This is a genomic window from Blautia sp. HA9023, assembly GCF_056504095.1.
Genome location: NZ_JBWLUR010000010.1, coordinates 515,183 through 534,944, shown reverse-complemented (window position 1 = coordinate 534,944; position 19,762 = coordinate 515,183). Strand labels below are relative to the sequence as shown.

7 protein-coding genes are annotated in these 19,762 nt (G+C 41.9%); all 7 read left to right on the top strand.

Annotated features, from left to right (window positions below):
• A partial coding sequence (locus AC04Q6_RS17980; RefSeq protein ID WP_476389803.1) for a DNA topoisomerase occupies window positions 1-729 on the top strand: 729 nt, incomplete at its 5' end.
• Window positions 730-797: 68 nt separating this feature from the next.
• On the top strand, window positions 798-7,085 hold the full coding sequence (locus tag AC04Q6_RS17975; RefSeq protein ID WP_476389802.1) for a SpaA isopeptide-forming pilin-related protein: 6,288 nt from the start codon (window positions 798-800) through the stop codon (window positions 7,083-7,085).
• 88 nt (window positions 7,086-7,173) lie between these two features.
• Window positions 7,174-7,314: a hypothetical protein gene (locus AC04Q6_RS17970; protein ID WP_008688072.1), complete on the top strand. Its 141-nt coding sequence runs from the start codon at window positions 7,174-7,176 to the stop codon at window positions 7,312-7,314.
• 6 nt (window positions 7,315-7,320) lie between these two features.
• The gene (locus AC04Q6_RS17965) at window positions 7,321-8,409 is read left to right on the top strand and encodes a DUF5688 family protein (RefSeq protein WP_144167203.1); all 1,089 of its coding nucleotides are present in this window, start codon (window positions 7,321-7,323) and stop codon (window positions 8,407-8,409) included.
• A gap of 68 nt (window positions 8,410-8,477) precedes the next feature.
• Window positions 8,478-16,160, top strand: coding sequence for a DEAD/DEAH box helicase family protein (locus AC04Q6_RS17960; protein ID WP_476389801.1), 7,683 nt, complete (start codon window positions 8,478-8,480; stop codon window positions 16,158-16,160).
• A gap of 81 nt (window positions 16,161-16,241) precedes the next feature.
• Window positions 16,242-19,001, top strand: coding sequence for a YodL domain-containing protein (locus AC04Q6_RS17955; protein ID WP_118037241.1), 2,760 nt, complete (start codon window positions 16,242-16,244; stop codon window positions 18,999-19,001).
• Window positions 19,002-19,519: 518 nt separating this feature from the next.
• Window positions 19,520-19,759 carry a helix-turn-helix domain-containing protein gene (locus tag AC04Q6_RS17950; RefSeq protein WP_054337273.1) on the top strand — a complete coding sequence of 80 codons (240 nt, stop codon included), beginning with the start codon at window positions 19,520-19,522 and terminating at the stop codon, window positions 19,757-19,759.
• Window positions 19,760-19,762 lie beyond the last annotated feature (3 nt).

Sequence of the window (19,762 nt, the reverse complement as noted above, 5' to 3'; positions counted from 1 at the left end):
TACGGTCCTTGTGATTCTTTTGTATCGGAGCATTTTACACAGCCACCGAAACAGTACACAGAAGATACCCTGCTTTCTGCGATGGAACGTGCAGGGAATGAAGAACTGACCGAAGATACAGAAAAGAAAGGACTTGGCACACCGGCAACAAGGGCAGCAATCATTGAAAAACTGATTCAGTCTGGATTTGTGAAAAGGGAAAAGAAAAATCTGGTGCCGACAGATGATGGCAATGTACTGATTACGGTTCTGCCGGATGAGATTAAATCTCCGAAGATGACAGCAGAGTGGGAAATGGCATTGAATCACATTGCCCAGAATACAGGGACAGCAGATGAATTCCTAAATGGGATTACAGAGCTGATGCAGGAACTGGTTGCCAGATATCAGGGGATTTCAGAAGAAAAGAAAGAGCAGTTTCAGGGAAAAGCAAAAGGAGAAGTCATTGGTAAATGTCCCCGTTGTGGAGCTGATGTCAGGGAAGGAAAAGTAAACTTTTACTGTTCTGACCGGAACTGTGCTTTTGCCTTATGGAAGAATGATAAATTCCTTGCAAGCCAGGGGAAAAAGATGGATAAGGCGGCAGCAAAGAAGTTCCTGTCTAAAGGAAAAATCCATTATAAGGATCTGGTATCCAGAAAAACAGGGAGACAGTATGAAGCAACAGTGGAGATGGTTGATCCCGGCGAGGGAAATGTGCAGTTCAATCTGAGTTTCCCGCAACGATAAGCAGTGTATTGCAGGCAGTCTAAGGACTGTCTGTTTTAATACAAATATATGAAAGAGAGGACCTTAGCATGAAGAAAAAAGGTAATTTTAGAAAAGTAGTATCTGGCTTGCTGGCAGGCATGACAATGCTTAGTACAGTGTTATCTCCGATGACTGCATATGCAGCGGAGATCCAGCCAGAGGAAAAACCTCCACTTTATGAGGAAGTGAAAGACCTTCTGGATGAAGATGAGGTGGTGACTGCCAAAGATTATGAAATTGAAACAGGCAGTGTATTTGATGTGAAATCAGATTACACGGGACTGGAAATCAAGGATGATAACAAGGTCAAAGTCACATTTGAGGAAGCAAAGAACGAAAAGAATGAGGATTTTACGACAGATCATGCGGACACTTACAAAGCGGTCTATTATGTGGAACCGGTAAATCAGGAGCATCCGAAGTACCAGATCAGCCGAAAACTGATTGTGCGTGATAAAGAAACAGAAGTACAGACAGAGGCGGCAGGGAGTGAAGCAGTGACTGAGTCCGAAACAGCTGGCAGTGAACAGCAGACAGAAGAAACGGAGGAGTCAGAATCAGACTCGGAGATTACCGATATTGACGCTGATGAATTTGATGATTTGGTAGAGCAGGCACAGAATCAGGATACCTATGATGAAGAATCAGGGTTAGAGCTTCATGATGTTTTGGAACAGGCAGGAGACGAAGGTGTAGATCTTGATGCTATGGAAGAGGGAGAGATTGCAACCTTTGAAGCAGTTTCAGCTTATTCAGCAAGAAGTACACAGCAGGTAACAATTGAAAAAGGACCACTGTATAGATATGCAGATTATAATCTTGGAACCTATCTGACAGAGCCGTACTATATCAGCTACGGAAGCGTTAGAGCAACTGCGTATTGTGTACAGCCAGCAAAACCTGGACCAGGATCTGGAAATTATACAATCACAAAGATTGGAGACAATCAGGCGTTAGCAAAAGTGTGTTATTACGGTACAGACGCCGCAGGAAGCGAAAGTTTTTTCGCTAATAAACACACGGATTTTTCAGAAGGAAAAAGATTCATCATTATTCACATGGCTGCATCCTATGCCAACGGAAGTAGTGATGCATTTTACGGAACCAATGCTACAGGAGAGGCTTTGGCAAAAGAACTCTATAATTATTGTGTGAATAAGCCGGAAATACCAGATGTAGCGATGTCATTTTCAAAGCCGGATGTAAAAGCTTATGTAGATGGAAATGTTCAGAGAACGGAGAACATTCAGTTCAACGCATCTTCCCAGCAGAAAATCACAATGGACTTACCAAAAGGAGTAAAGCTCCATAATGTATCTACTGGAAATGTAAGTGCGGCAGGTGCAAGCGTAACAATTGGAGGAGGAACCACGTTTTATCTTTCAGCGCCTCTGACACAGACAAAAGATGTAAATGCTACTTTTTCTGCAAAAATGAAGGGAAGTATTACAAAAGATTACTCAGCATATAAACTGACTACGAATGCAAGTGTTCAGGATCTGGCATTTGTATTTGGAGAAGGTGTTGCTGATGAAAAATATGTAAGCCTAAAGGTATCCTGGATTGAACAGGCTACGATCGAAATCGTAAAGAAAGACGATACAGCAGATGTCAATCTTGCAGGTGCAGTATTCGGTGTATACAGCGATGAGGCTTGTACAAAGCTGATCACTCAGATGCCGGCAACAGATAAGAATGGAAAATCTTCTGTTACGATCATCAAGACACAGGATACTGTTTATCTGAAAGAGATCACAGCACCACAGGGATATGTAGTAAATGCAACGGCAACAAATGTAAAACTGGTAGCAAGTAAGACCTCAGCTGTAACCGTGGAAAATAAGGAACAGCTGGCAGAGCTTACCATTTACAAAGAAGGACAGGTTCTTACCGGGGCAGATGTCAGTGAAAATGGAACTGTATTTCAGTATGAAAACCGCAGACAGAAAAATGCAGTATATAACGTGTATGCCGGGGCAGATATCGTAACAGCTTATGGCACAAAAATGTACAGCAAAGGTGACCTTGTAAAAGAAAACCTGACAACAGGTGAGAATGGTTCTGTCACACTGAAAAACCTGCATCTTGGAACCTACGTGGTAAAAGAAACAAAAGCACCGGACTCTTTCTATAACGGTAGCGAAGAAAAGTCAGTGACTCTAACTTATGCTGGTCAGAACAAAGAAGTTGTATTTGCAGATGTGACTTTTAACAACGAGAGACAGAAAGCAGATGTTTCCGTAGTAAAACAGGATAAAGACACCAAGAAACCACTGAAAGGCGGTATTTTTGCTCTGTATGCATCCGATGATATCAGAAATGCAGACGGAACCGTTGTTGTGAAAAAAGGAACACTGATTGAGAAAGCAACTACTGGAGCAGATGGAACTGCAAAATTTACAGCAGATCTTCCGATTGGATATTCCTATTCTGTAAAAGAAGATCAGGCGCCGGAAGGCTATGTAAGAAATACAGAAGATGTGTATACGTTCAAGTTTTCTTACACCAATGATAAAGAAGCAACCGTATCATTTGCCCATACCTTCAGCAATGACCGTGTGACAGCAAAGATCAATTTATTCAAAGTTGATAAAGAAACAGGAAAAGCAGTACCACAGGGAGATGCCACACTGAAAGGTGCAGTTTATGGTTTGTATGCCCGTGAAGATATCGTGCATCCGGATGGAGCAACTGGAAATATTTATAAAGCAGGAGAACAGGTGGCTTCTCTTACAACAGATGACAAAGGACAGTCTTCTGTAAATGGCTTATATCTTGGCAAATATTATGTCAAAGAGATTACTCCGCCGATTGGATACCTGGCAGATACAGAAGAGCATGATCTTATGTGCAGTTATGAAGGAGATATGACAGCAGAAGTAAAAAGAGAGTGCACTTCCAGTGAGCAGGTCATCAAGCAGCCATTCCAGATCATCAAAGCAGCCAACAATGGAAAGACCGATGCAGATCTGTTATCCGGAGCTGGATTTACAGTTTATCTGAAATCTTCCCTTACAAAGAAAGCAGATGGAAGCTATGATTTTGATTCTGCCAAACCAGTAGTGAGTGGCGAAAATGGAGCTACTGAGATTTTCACAGATGAAAAAGGGTATGCCTGCAGTATTCCATTACCATTTGGAAGCTATATCGTGCGTGAGACAACAACACCGCACAACTACAAGCCGGTCGATGATTTTGAAGTGAATATCACAGAGCATCATCCAAATGAGCCACAGATCTGGCGAGTGCTTCTGGATGAAGAGTTTAAGGCAAAACTGAAAATCGTGAAAAAAGACGATGAAACAAAGAAATCCGTATTGATTGCAGGAACAGAATTTAAGGTATATGACCTGGACAACAAAAAGTATGTGGAACAGGTAACAACTTACCCAGTGACAACCACTCACAAGTCCTATTTTACGGACAGCCAGGGATATCTGATCATGCCGAAGAATCTGAAGATCGGACATTACCGGATTGAGGAAGTCAACGCACCGGAAGGGTACACAATTAACAAGAACTATGTAGAGATTGCGGTGGATGCAAACACAGCATATCAGATGGATTCTGAGAGCGGAGATGCCATTATTACGGTAGATTACGAGAACCATCCGGTAAAAGGAAAGCTGACGATTTATAAAAAAGGTGAGATGCTGACCGGATTAAAAAAGGATTTTGTTTATGAAGAAAGATACCTGAAAGGTGCATCATTTAATGTCTATGCAGCCGAAAATATCTTTACGCCGGATTATCAGAAAGATGAAAACGGAAACAGACAGCTGATCTATGCAAAAGATGCACTGGTAACAACGGTAACGACCGGAGAAGACGGAAAAGCAGTTGCAGAGAATCTGCCGCTTGGTTCTTACTATGTGGTAGAAAAGACTGCACCGGAAGGATTCGTTCTGAACCATGACAGATCTGATGTCACATTTGTCTATGCCAATCAGGATACACCTGTGATTGAACAGGAAGTGACTGTTGGTGATGACCGACAGAAAGTTGCAATCCAGATAGAAAAACAGGATGCAGAAAATGGTGCAACCGTAGCAGGAGCTGTCTTTGGTATCTATAACAAAGAAGATATCAAGGCAGATGGAAAAGTAATCGTGAAAGCAGACACACTCTTACAGGAAATGACTTCTGATAACGGTGGTCTTGCAGCATGTACGCTGGATCTGCCACTTGGACAGTATTATGTAAAAGAGTTAAAAGCACCGGCGGGATTTGTATCCTCTGATGAAGTTCTGAATCTGGATGCTTCTTATCAGGGACAGGATGTGAAGACAGTAAAACTGAAAACAGTGAAAAAGAACCAGCCGACAACAGTAGAAATCACGAAATCTGATGTAACATCAGGTGTGGAGCTGGATGGGGCAAAACTCACCGTTCTTGATAAAGAAGGAAATGTTGTGGATCAGTGGACTTCTGTAAAAGATCAGCCACATGTGATCAAACGACTGACAGTTGGTGAGGAATACACCCTTCGTGAGGAAATGGCACCTTATGGTTATCTGAAAGCAACGGATGTGAAGTTCACGCTGGAAGATACCGCAGAGATTCAGAAAGTAGAGATGAAAGATGAAGTACCGACAGGACTTCTGATCATCAACAAAAATGGAGAGTTTTTGGATAAAGTGACACTTCTGGACAATGTAAAAGGTACTGTGGAGCATCTCTTTGAATATGTAACTGGAAGTCTTACAGATGTAACTTTCGATGTATTTGCTGCGGAAGATATCAAAGCGGCAGATGGTGTCAGTGAAGATTATTTCAAAGCAGATGAAAAAGTAGGAACCATTACTACGGATTCTAATGGTATTGCACAGATGGAAGATCTACCGGCTGGCAAGTACTATGTGAAGGAAGTAAAAACTGCCCATGGTTATGTGCTGGACAAAGAGCCGAGATATGTTGACCTTTCCTACCGTGATCAGGACACACCAGTCATCACTTATGATGAGAAATGGCAGAATGCCCGTCAGAAAGTAAAGGTTACGGTTCTGAAGAAAGAAAAAGATACAGAACGTGTTCTTGCAGGTGGTGTCTTTGGTCTTTATACCAGTGAAGATATCAAAAATGCAAAGGGCGAGGTACTCCTTGAGAAAGACAGTCTGATCGAGCAGCGGGTAACGGATGAAAAAGGACAGATTACTTTTACGGCAGATCTTCCGGTAGACGGAAAATACTATGTGAAAGAAATCTTTGCGCCGGACGGATTTGTTACAACAGAAGAAGTACAGGAATTTACCTTTGAATATGCCGGAGAAGACCAGGCAGAAGTAAGCTACGACTTTACTTTTGAAAATCAGCCAACCACAGTGGAGCTGTCCAAAACAGACCTGACAACAGGTAAAGAACTTCCAGGTGCACACCTGAAAGTAACGGATTCAGATGGCAATACAGTAGATGAATGGACTTCTACGGAAGAATCCCATGTGATCAAAGAACTGGTTGTTGGTAAGAAATACACCATGACAGAGACAAAACCGGCAGATGGATATGTCACTGCAGAAAGTATTACTTTCACAGTAGAGAATACAGCAGAGGTTCAGAAGCATGAGATGAAAGATGATGTGACAAAAGTAGAGATCAGTAAGACGGATATCACAGGAGAAACTGAGATTCCAGGTGCGAAACTGACGATTCTCGATGAGGATGATCAGGTAGTAGAGAGCTGGACTTCCACAGAGGAAGCACACTATATCGAAAAACTTCCAATCGGTAAATATACCCTACGTGAAGAGCAGGCACCGAAAGGATATCTTCTGACATCGGATGTTAGTTTTGAAGTAAAGGATACTGGAGAGATCCAGAAAGTAGCTATGAAAGATGACACTGCCAAGGGAAAAGTGATTCTCAATAAGACAGATAAATCATCAGGAGAACCGCTGAAAGGGGTAGAATTTGAACTCCGTGACAGCAAAGGAAAGGTACTGGAAACCTTAAAGACAGACGCTGCCGGTCATGCAGAAAGTAAGCTGTATGAGATTGCCACATTTAAGAACGGCAAATATGATACAGCAATCAAGTATTATCTGGTGGAAACAAAAACACTGGACGGATACACACTGGATCAGACCAAGCATGAAGTGACATTTGCCTATGCAGATGACAGTACACCGGTTGTAGAAGTTACCTTTAATCTGACAAATGAGAAACCGGAAGTTCCAGAAACACCGAACACACCGGATATACCACAGTCCCATGAAGAGACAAAGGTATCAAACGCACCGAAAACAGGTGACAGCACGAATATCTGGCTGCCAATCTTGCTTCTTGTAATCTCCACAGGAGGTATGGCAGGACTTTATATCAGCAGGAAAAGGAAATAAGGAAACTAAAACCAACGGTTATGATTGGGAGCTTCTATGTGAGGCTCCCTTTTTCATACAAAAAAATCACAGAAAGGAACAGAAAACTATGATGAAAGCAATGGAAAAAAGACAGGAAGCACGAAAAAACCAGGAGAAAACAGTAAAGAGAATGATGGCTTATCAGAAGAAAGCCGAGCAGATGGTCAGCAGAAAAAGAATGAACCATCACATGATCAGAAAGGGGTAAAAGCGTATGATGAACAGAAAAGAATTTTATGAATATGTCAAAGACAATGTAAAGGAGTATCTGCCAGAGTCTTATAAGGACGCAGAAATTAAACTTCAGGAAGTAGAAAAAAACAACGGTTTGAAGTTGACAGGTATTACGATTCCAAACGGAGATCAGAGAATCGTACCGACAGTCTATCTGGATTCCCTCTACCAGGAATATATCCATGGAAAAGATGTAGACTCTTGTGTTGGCGATGTGGCTGATATGCGTATTGAGGCACAGGGAAAAGCAGAATTTTTTGATATGGGAGTTCCAGATATTCTGGATTATGAAAAGATGAAGGACAAATTACAGATGAGAATTTGTGATAAGGAATGGAATACCGATCTTCTTGCAGATAAAGTAGTCACAGAACACGGAGATTTTGCAGCTTATTATGCAGTAAATCTGGAGGAAAATGGAGAAGGGATCAGCAGTATTCCGGTAACTGTTTCTCTGATGAACGAGTGGGGAGTATCTGCCGAACAGATTCAAGCGAATGCGATGGTGGCAGACCGAAAACGTGGTGTCACACTTATGGATATGAATGAGATTATCAAATCTATGATTTTTGGTGAAGAACCAGAAAACCTGCTGAATGAAAAAATGGATATGGAAGCCATGGAAAACCCAATGTTCTGTCTGACAAACAAAGCTAAGATGAATGGAGCTTCCCTGTTACTGCAGGAAGATATTCGTAAACAGATTGGGGAATGCCTGGGAAGTGATTACTTTGTCATCCCATCTTCCATTCATGAAGTGCTGATTCTTCCTGATAACGGCATTTTTCAGGTTCCGGAATTAAATGCGATGGTACAGGAAGTCAATGAGACACAGGTGGAAAGACAGGAACAGCTTTCGGATAAGGTTCAGTTCTGTGATAAAAAGACCGCAGTAATGGAAAATGCTGAGCGTAGGGAAGCACGTTTGGAGAAAGAAAAAGCAGCCGAAAAAGTGGAAGTAAAAGGTGGAATCCATGGAAGACTGGAAAAAGCCAAGGCAGAGATCAAGGCAAAAGAGGCAGACAAAGTGCCAAAGAATAAGTCAAAAGATCTTGCCGCAGCATTATAAAGAGAAACAACGATGATTTTAAGGGGACTGTACTAAGCAGTCCCTGATTTTATGAAAAGGAGTAGCACATGGCAAATAAATTATATGCAATGGAACAGCTGACGGAAGAGGTGGCAAAAGATGTAGCTGCCAGTCCGCAGGAATGGATGCGGTTCCTAAACACTTCATCCAGACTGTACAAATACACTTTTCCAGAACAGCTTTTAATTTATGCACAGCGACCGGAAGCAACTGCCGTAGCATCCATGGAAATCTGGAATCAGAAGATGTACCGCTGGATAAAAAAGGGATCCAAGGGGATTGCCTTGATTGACAATACTTCCGGACCAAAAACAAAACTTCGGTATGTATTTGATGTGCAGGACACTTATAAAGTGCGGAATCTGGGAAAAGATCCACAGTTATGGAATCTTCCAATGGAAGGTGAACAACTGGTTGCAGATTATCTGCAGGAGCAGTTATCACTGGAAGATACAGAAGGAGGGCTTGCTGAAAGTCTGCATCAGGCAGCGAAGGAGAGTATGCAGGAATGGCTTCCAGATGCATTGGAAGAACTGAGACTGGATGTGACAGGGACATTTTTGGAAGAACTGGACGAACAGAATCAGGAAGTAGAATTCCGGGAACTGATGACCAATAGTGTCTGGTATGTATTACTAAACAGGTGTGGACTGGATGTACAGGAATATCTGGATGCAGAGGATTTTCGGCATATTACGGACTTCAATCAGCTGAAAGTATTAGGACATCTGGGAAGTGCAGTCAACGAGATCAGCAGACCAGTTCTGATGCAGATTGGACGATATGTTCTGAATGATCTGGAAAATGACCTGAAAACGGTTGCAAAAGAAAAAGAAGTAGCTTATAATGAATTTAACACGTTAATTCGTGAAAGTAATACAGATAACACAGAAGATAGAGAAGAAAAAAAGGAGGAAACAGACTATGAGAGAGATCAGTTACAGCCAGAACGGAGAGTATCAGATTCCAGATATCAGCCTGGAAGAGACGAGAGGAACCATCGGCAAGTACGGAATGATGCGGAAAGAGTATCTGAGAAATCACAAGGTAGCCAGGTTCAACATTCTGACACTGCAGAACCGTCTGGACAGTCATCTGATGGAGATCGACAGCCAGGCAAGACAGAGAGTAGACGACCTGATGAACGAACTTCTGGAGAAAGATCCGGCACCGGACAAAATGGCAGACGGGATGGCATGGACCAGACACATGAACCAGATCAAGGCACAGGCAGAGGAGCTGGTGATTCAGGAGATTATTTACAGTTAAGTCTGTTCCCAACAGAAGAGGAACAGTTAGGAGAAATAAGGAAAGCGGCAGCTGCATTGGAACAGCCAGCCGCTTTTCTTATTTCCGATGAAGTGGTAAATGATATTCTCCGCACGGGAAGCGGACAGAAAAATACACTGTTTCATATTACAGCAAGACTGATTGAAGGTCTGGATAATGAAGAAATGCGGAGTTTTCTGAAAGATGAATATGGAACTGGTGGCAAAGGATTTACCATAGATGGTCAGAAAATCAGTATCTGGTATGACAATGATGGTATCCGTATCCGGCGAGGGGACTCTGCCAGAAGAAACTTTGACCGCATGGTTACGTGGGAAGAAGCAGCGAACAGAATTCGGGATATGTATGAGGATGGAAATTACGTGGATAATTTGATTTCCAATAATGCCATTGAACAGGAGCAGGAAGAAATGACCAATCTTCTTGCACTTCATTTTCGGGATACTTGCAGAAACTGGGAAAAGAAACAATCATATTCAGACTGGCAGGATGTAGTGAGTGGAGCATGGACAGATCAAGAGGAAGCAGATGCGATTGTCTATCGTTTTGAATGGCTGCAGAAATATATGGATGAGAATCCGGGAGATTATCACCGCTGGGAGATTCAGCATAATCCGGAATATTTCCAACGCTTTCAGGATCTTCAGAGGGAGCGTTCCTGGGTAGACCAGAAATTTACGGTCGAACGTCCGGCACTATCCTTTATCACACAGGATGAAATTGACGCAGTGTTAAGAAGAGGCGGCATTACTGCAGGAGGACGTAACCGAATCTATGAGTATTTCATGGAACATCATGATATGAAAGATGCAGCTGAGTTCCTGAAAAATGAGTATGGAACAGGTGGTTCCTCACCCGGAATACCAGGAGCAGATGCTTCCGACGCATCCCATGATGCAAAAGGATTAAAACTTGCAAAAGGGAAAATTGGCAGTCCAGAGGTAGAAGTTTTATTAAAGTGGAACAAGGTTGCAGAACGTGTTCGCCAGTTAATCCGCACAGATGATTATTTGTCACCGGAAGAAATGGAAAAGTACGAAGAACGACAGGAAGCACAAAGACTGGCAGATTTGGAAGAAGCACAGCAGATGTTAGGAGAACAGCTGGAGCAGGATACTTTGACAGCGGAAGATATAACTGATTTGCGATTAGTTGATTCAGAATATATGTCTGGTACCAGAACAAAAATCCACGATTTTGATTGCAAAGTTAAGGGAGAAGCGAATCGACTTCAATACACATTAGAATATCATGATGATGGAGAAGGTTTCACGATTCATACGGAAAAAGATGATATTTGGAATCGAATGTCAACACAAGAATTGGAACGTCTGGATGTAAAACTCGGACAAGAAGTACTTTATTATCATTATCACAACAAAACTGTAAATGCGGATACTTTAGATGAATTACGGGAAATCAGGGAAGAAATTATGGAGGAAGAGTCCTTGTATTTTACTGCTATTTCTCAACGTGTGTGGACAGATTATGATAAAAAAGAAAAAGAATTATCTGGAGAAGTTGAGGTATCGGAAGAAAAAGAATCTTTGGAAGAGATTAACGGAATATCAGAAACGATTCCAGCAACGAACTTCCGCATCACAGATGATGAGCTTGGACAGGGTACAGCAAAAGAAAAGTTCCGTGCCAATATCATGGCTATCCAGTTGTTAAAGAAATGTGAGGATGAGAATCGCAATGCAACACCGGAAGAACAGGAAATCTTATCCAGGTACGTTGGCTGGGGAGGTCTTGCAGATGCATTTGATGAGACAAAATCTGCATGGGAGACAGAATATCTGGAATTAAAGACCGTCCTTACACCGGAAGAATATGCTGCAGCCAGAGCTTCCACATTAAATGCTCATTATACACAGCCGATTGTGATTGAAAGTATGTATCAGGTGTTGGAGAATCTGGGATTTACAAAGGGAAATATCCTGGAGCCATCTATGGGAGTCGGGAACTTCTTTGGAAAGCTTCCAGAGAATCTAAACCAGTCCAAACTCTATGGAGTGGAACTGGACAGCATCAGTGGCAGAATTGCTAAACTTCTCTATCCAGATGCCAATATCCAGATCAAAGGCTTTGAGAAGACGGATTATCCCAATGATTTCTTTGACGTGGCAATCGGAAATGTGCCATTCGGTGCATATAAGGTCAATGACCGTCAGTATGACCGCTACAATTTTATGATTCATGATTACTTTCTTGCCAAGACTATAGATCAGTTACGTCCAGGTGGTGTAGCTGCGTTGATCACAACAAAGGGAACTATGGACAAGGCATCACCGGAAGTCCGGAAATATTTGGCAGAGCGTGCAGACTTGCTGGGGGCAATCCGACTGCCGAACACAGCTTTTAAGGCAAATGCAGGAACAGAAGTCAGTGCTGATATTTTGTTTTTCCAGAAGCGTGAGAGTTTCACAAAAGAGATGCCAGACTGGGTGAATTTGGAGAGTGATGCGAATGGGATTACCATTAACAAGTATTTTGTTCAGCATCCGGGATTGATTCTTGGTGAGATGAAAGAAGTGTCCGGTCCGTATGGTATGGAAACAACCTGTGCTCCAATGGAAGGAGCTGATCTGGAATTACAGTTACAAGAAGCTGTAAAACACATCAAGGGAAGCATGGTAGCGGCAGTAGATATAGAGGCAGAACTGGATGAGATGCCAGAGAGTATTCCGGCAGATCCGAATGTTCGAAATTACAGCTATACGGTGGTAGATGATCAGGTATATTACCGTGTCAATTCTTTGATGAATCAGGTGAAAATGCCTGCAGCCACTGCAGAACGTGTAAAAGGCATGGTTGCAATCCGTGATACCGTTCGTGAACTGATCGCCATGCAGATGGAAGAATTTGTCACAGACGAAGAAATCCAGAAACAGCAGAAAAAACTGAATCAGGTGTATGATACCTACACAGCAAAGTATGGAGTTATTGGAAGTAATGCTAACAAACGTGCATTTTCTGATGACTCTTCTTATTGTCTGCTGTGTTCCCTGGAAGACTTGAATGAAGATGGAACATTGAAGCGGAAAGCGGACATGTTCACCAAACGAACCATTAAAAAGGCGGTCGCTGTGACAAGTGTGGAGACAGCCACAGAAGCACTTGCTCTGTCCCTAAATGAAAAGGCTAAAGTAGATCTTTCATATATGGCACAGTTGACCGGAAAGACCGAAGAGAAAATCACAGAAGAGCTGGTTGGAGTTATCTTCAAAAATCCACTGACAGACCAGTGGGAAAGCGGAGATGAATATCTGTCTGGAAACGTCAGAGATAAATTAAATACAGCGAGAACTTTTGCAGAGAATCATCCGGAATTCACACCGAATGTGCGTGCATTGGAGGCAGTTCAGCCAAGAGATCTGGAAGCGTCGGAGATTGAAGTGCGTATTGGAGCCACCTGGATTGAACCTTCGGATTATCAGGATTTTATGGTGGAACTGCTTCATACGCCGAGGTATCTTGCACAGAAGGAAATACAGGTAAAATTCTCTGAGGTAAATGGTGAGTGGAGGATTACAGGAAAGAACGCCGACAGTCCAAGAAATGCGTTTGCCTATGCAACGTATGGAACGGAGAGAGCAAATGCCTACCGGATTCTGGAAGATACCTTGAATCTAAAAGATGTTAGAATCTATGATAAAGTCCTAAATGACAATGGGGATGAAGTGCGAGTTTTGAATAAAAAAGAAACTATGTTGGCATCACAAAAGCAGGATGCCTTGAAGGCTGCATTCCAAGATTGGATTTTTAAGGATCAGCAGAGGAGAGAAAGGCTGGTAAGCGTGTACAATGAGCGTTTCAATAGTATCCGTCCCCGTGAATATGATGGTAGTCACTTGAGTTTTCCAGGAATGAATCCGGAAATAGAGCTTCGTCCACATCAGAAAAATGCAGTCGCACATCAGTTATACGGTGATAATGTGCTTCTGGCACATGTAGTAGGAGCTGGGAAGACTTACGAAATGGTAGCGGCGGCAATGGAGAGCAAACGTCTGGGATTATCACAAAAGAATCTCTTTGTTGTGCCAAACCATTTGACTGAGCAGTGGGGAGCGGAGTTCCTGCAGTTATATCCAGGAGCAAATATTTTGGTAGCAACCAAGAAAGACTTTGAACCGGCAAACCGAAAGAAGTTCTGTGCCAGAATCGCTATGGGAAATTACGATGCTGTTATTATTGGTCATTCCCAGTTTGAGCGTATTCCAATCTCTGATGAGAAACAGGAAGCCATGCTTCAGAGGCAGATTGATGATCTGGAAATGGCAATCCAGAGTGCAAGGTATGAACAGGATGGTGGACGTTATACCGTCAAACAGATTGAAAAGACAAGAAAAACATTGCAGACAAGGCTGGAGAAACTGAATCAGAAAGAGAAAAAAGATCAGGTAGTTACGTTTGAAGAACTGGGAGTGGATCATTTATATGTAGATGAAGCACACAGTTATAAAAACGCATTTCTTTATACAAAAATGAGAAATGTAGCCGGGATTGCACAGAATGAAGCACAGAAGTCGGCGGATATGTTTAATAAATGTCAGTATCTGGATGAGATTACCGGAGGAAAAGGCATTACCTTTGCTACGGGCACACCGATTAGCAACAGCATGACGGAATTATATGTTATGCAGAGGTATCTGCAGAACAGCAAATTACAAAATATGGGACTTGGACTGTTTGATTCCTGGGCCTCCACCTTTGGCGAGGTAGTCACGAGCATTGAGCTTGCACCAGAAGGAACAGGCTACCGTGCAAAGTCAAGATTTGCAAGATTTTATAATATTCCGGAACTGATGAATATGTTTAAGGAGATTGCAGATATCAAGACTTCCGATCAGTTAAAGCTTCCTGTGCCAGAGGCGGAATATGAAACAGTGGTGCTGAAACCAACGGAACAGCAGAAAGAAATCGTAGAAAGTCTGGGGGAACGTGCAGAAGTTGTCAGAAACGGAGGGGTAGATGCTTCGGTTGATAATATGCTGAAAATTACCAATGATGGAAGAAAATTAGCATTGGATCAGCGTTTGGTGAACGAATTATTGCCAGATAATCCAGAAAGCAAAATATCAGTCTGTGCAGAGAAAAGCTATGAGATCTGGAAAGACACAGCATCACAGAAATCGGCACAGCTGATTTTTTGTGACTTGAGCACACCGAAAGGTGATGGCAGTTTCAATGTTTATGACGACTTGAAGCAGAAACTGATGGAAAAAGGTGTACCGGAAAAAGAGATTGCATTCATTCATGATGCAAATACAGAAGCAAAGAAGACGGAGTTGTTTGGAAAAGTGAAATCCGGGCAGGTTCGTTTTTTGATTGGTTCGACAGCAAAGATGGGTGCTGGGACCAACGTGCAGGATCGTCTGATTGCACTGCATCATCTGGATATTGGTTGGAAACCATCTGACTTGGAACAGAGAGAAGGGCGTATTATCCGCCAGGGAAATCATAATAAAAAGGTTCATATCTTCCGATATGTAACAGAATCCACATTTGACAGCTACATGTGGCAGTTGATTGAGAACAAGCAGAAATTCATTTCTCAGATTATGACCAGTAAAGCACCTGTGCGAAGCTGTGAAGATGTGGACGAAGCGGCACTTTCCTATGCAGAGGTCAAAGCTCTTGCAACCGGAAATCCAGCAGTAAAAGAGAAGATGGCATTGGATGTTGATGTGGCAAAATTAAAGCTTTTAAAAGCCAACCACATGAATAACCAGTACCGCCTGGAAGATGATATTGTAAGGATTTTTCCACAACAGATTGCAAAACTGATGGAAATCATTGACAGCTACAAGGCAGACATCGCTCATTATTCTGAGCATAAAAGCACAGATCCAGAGCAGTTTACTATGGAGATTGGTGGCAAAGTGTTCACAGAAAAGAAAGAGGCAGGAGCAGCACTTCTGGCGGTATGTAAAGATATTAAAACTGTAGATGCTGCGATGGATATCGGAAACTATCAGGGACTCAATATGAGGATTCAGTTTGATGGATGGAGTAAAGAATTTATACTATCTGTCAAACATGAGGCTGTCTCGAAAGTTCATCTTGGAGCAGATGCACTTGGAAATATTACCCGTATCAACAATCTGTTGGACAGTTATCCGGAGAAGCTTTCAGAAGCACAACAAAGACTGGAAACAGTATATGAACAGCTTGCAAATGCAAAAGAAGAGGTTGGAAAGCCATTTCCAAAAGAAGAGGAGTTGAACCAGAAACTGGAGCGACTGTCGGAGTTAAATGCATTGCTCAATATGGATGAACGGGAAGATGCAGAAGCAGAGGTATCTGAATCAGATGAGAAAGAAGAAAGACCGGCACGTGGTTCTATCCATGAAAAACTGCAGATTTATAAAGAAAAGAGTCAGCGGGAAAGTGAAACTGGCAAGGATAACAGAAAACGGGACTTTGGTCTGGAATAAGAAAACAAGGAAGATGGCATAATCTGACAGAAAGTATGTTCTGTGGGTTATGCCATTTTTCAGAATACAGGAGGAACTTATATGGCAAGAAACAGGATAATAGGTAGAGAAACGCAGAAAATGCAGGAATATACGCAGGAACAGATCAATCAGGCAGAGAGTAGAGGTATAGAAATATCAACAGATGTAAAAGAACAGCTTTTTGAATATGCGAATCTGATCGGCGAGAAAGAGAAAGTTAGGGCTTTGGTAAGAAATCTGGCAGATGCAGTGAGCCAGGCAGATTCAGAAGGTGTAGAGGATTTGCTGGATGACGCAAGAATGGATATTCAAGAACTGCCAGATCCAACCATAGGTAAGCTGGAATTACGTGACTATGGATATATGGAAGAAGATATGGTGCCACTTAGAAAAGAAGCAGCTTTGGATTATCACAGAATGGGTTCTAAGATTTATTGTCTTGGCAGTGCTGGCAGTAAAGGTGAATATGCGAGTAAAGAAATGATACAGGCACATGACGGTTTGTTTGGAATGGAATCGCAGATGTGGGAACGGATAAAAGATAACAACCTAGATTATGCAGAAGAAAATTTAGGAGCATTTCAGGAGCCTATGAGTGTCATTGAGCAGGAAGAAGCACTGAAATTATACGATGCAGGAGCAGATATCTATCTGATCACTAATTTTTCATCACCTATGTATGTCACAGAACGCATGGAAATTGAACGAGGACCGGAGCATTATCAGATGTCTATGACAGAACTGGAGCGTTTCCGTAACCTGGAATGGGAAATGCAGAAATATCCACAGATTCAATCTTTGAAAGAAGCAAATCTGTTGTTAGGAACAAGAAGGACATTTGGAATTTATCAGATTCGGGATGATTTACCGGGAGAAAACTATGCATTTATGAATATGAGTTTTATTGAAAGTCATGGTATGCAGATAAAAAAAGAAGATTATAAGCTGGTCTATGTTGGTGAATTATCAGGAAATATGTCACTGGATGATATTTTTGAAAAGTTCAACATTGACAGACCGGAAGACTTCCGTGGGCATTCCCTGTCTGTCAGTGATATCATAGTTCTGAATGACGGGAAAAAGGTAACTGCTCATTTTGTAGACAGTATCAGTTTTGAACAGCTGGATTCTTTCCTGAATCTGGAAGAACAGGTTCTTAGTGAACTGGCATATGAGGTAGGAGAACGATATTTTGCTATTCAGAGAACAGAAGAAGGATATGATTATTCCTTTTACGATGAAGATTTCCGCTTGATGGATGGTGGCATTTATGAGAATGATGAAATTTCTATTGAAGAAGCGGCGGAGGAACTTTTGGAAGACGAAGGCTGGACGGGAGAACGTATCCGTGGGGATTATGATCAGTTGATGGAAAAAGTAGAAGAAATGGATGAAGCTGTAATGGCAGAGATTCAGAAAAGCCAGGGCGAATATAAGCCATTGGCAAAGGTGGAGGAACTGGAAGAGGCCAATTATAACATGATTGATAATGTACTCAATAATATGCCGCCTAAGAAAGAAGCTTATCTTGAATATTATGCTGCAGAATGTGATGAAATTCATGATATGGGAGCTTATGAGAAAAGCACAGATGTGAAAGAAATCGCAGCAATCTATGAGAAGTACAGAGAAGATCCGGAAAACGCTTATAAAGGCAGTGGAATGGGGATTATTTATCGTGATCCGGAGGATAGCTTGTTTGATGAAACAGAACTGTTGATTGTAATGGGAACAACGATACACGGCGACTTCTTGGATAATGTGCGGTTTTTAAAAGATCAGCCGGTGGTGCGTGAAGGTTTGGAGAAGATTCATAAAGCATTGCCTGATTATAAATATATCCCGATTCAGGATGTGCGTGAGGCAATGTATCCGAAAAAAATGACAACAGAAGAACTGGCAGCAGCATTGGATGAGATTGCGGAAGACTTCGATCCGTATGACTATCGGGACCATGTAGAGCCAGGGCAGGATACCATACAGGAAGTCATGCTGGATCTGCAAAGTGGAAATGTTGGTTCTTATATTTCCTTTCTGAAGGATGTGATTGAAGAAGACTGTGAGCAGTCCGTGTGGGCAGGTGTTTTGCTGGAACGGCTGAAATCCTACGAACCAGATATATCCAAAGAAACAGAGCCGATGGTGTATGTGAATTACTGTGAAAAGCGAGAGCTGATGGAACCACGCTGTCAGAAGCTCTCAGATCTGGATTCCCGTACTGCACAGAAGGATAAGGAATGGTACGCAGACCGTAATCCGAGGACGGATGAGCCGATGGTAACAGCCCAGATGTTTTTTACTATATATTATGCGGAAAAAGGCGATAAAATGCTGCAACATTTCAAAGGGAAAATAGATATTGGAACAGGAAATGGCGGTATTTTAAGTCAGCTGAAACTCCAAAATGAACTGAAACTTACGGATGAAAGCTGGATTGGTTATCTGAAAAACAAGGGAAATGAAGAGTTTCAGAAGTGTATGGAAGATCTGACCGATATGCAGAACCATGTGCTGCCATATTTGCAGAGCTTTTGCAGTCTGGAAGAAAAAAGTGTGCAGGAAAAGCAGGAACGGCAGGTTGCAGAAAAGCAGGACAGCAGAGTAGAAGCGTCAAGAGCAGCGAATGTGACAAAAGGGGATAATGACAAAGCTGTGAAAAAGGTAGTTTCGAGTATGCAAACAGAAAAGAATAAAGCAACTACGAAGGCAAAGAAGCCATCTATTCATGAACGACTGGAAATCAATAAGAGAAAAATCCAAGAAAAGCAGGGAAAAGATGAGCTGGAGAGAGGAGCTGATCGGGATGTAAGAACGGTATAAATTTATAGAAAGGCACTTGGCTCCGTTTTGGACATAGCAAAAGTGCTGACAGTGACGAACGAAGATGTGCTGCCTGATTATTTGCAGAGAGTATCTGATTTTGAAGACTGCCTGCTTGCAACTTGTACGAAGGCGAATCAGTGTGATGCGAGTGTGACAAGGAATAAAAAGGATTTTCTTTCCTTTTGGATTACACTGCTTTCTCCGGAAGAACTGCTGAATATTTATTCGTAAAAATATGTTTTTACAATCGGCAGCAGAAGGAAAGTTGAATGATAACTCCGATCCAGCATACTGCAAAATATAAAAATTTTATAACAAAGTGGAAAACCCTGCGTAGGATCAGAAATGTTCTCACAGGGTTTCATGTATCTAATAAAATATAGAAATTTAGCGGATTTCTGCTAGAATAAGAAAAACTGTTAAAAAAATATCGTACATAGATCAAAAAGACTATATATGGGCGACCTTTTAAAGCCGATTTATATAAAATAGAAGAAAAAAAGGTGGTCGATACCGTGGATATAAAAACAGCGGTCATATATCGTTTAAACGATCTGATTAATCAGAAAGATATCACAGTGAATGAGGCGGCGGTATGTTCTGGCGTTCCTCCTTCAACATTAAAGAATATTTTGTATGGTCAGAGTAAGAATGCTGGCGTAGTTACAATAAAAAAGATATGCGATGGATTGGATGTCACAATACAGGAATTTTTTGCTGATCCCATCTTTGCAGATTTGGAACCCGAACTATAGGAA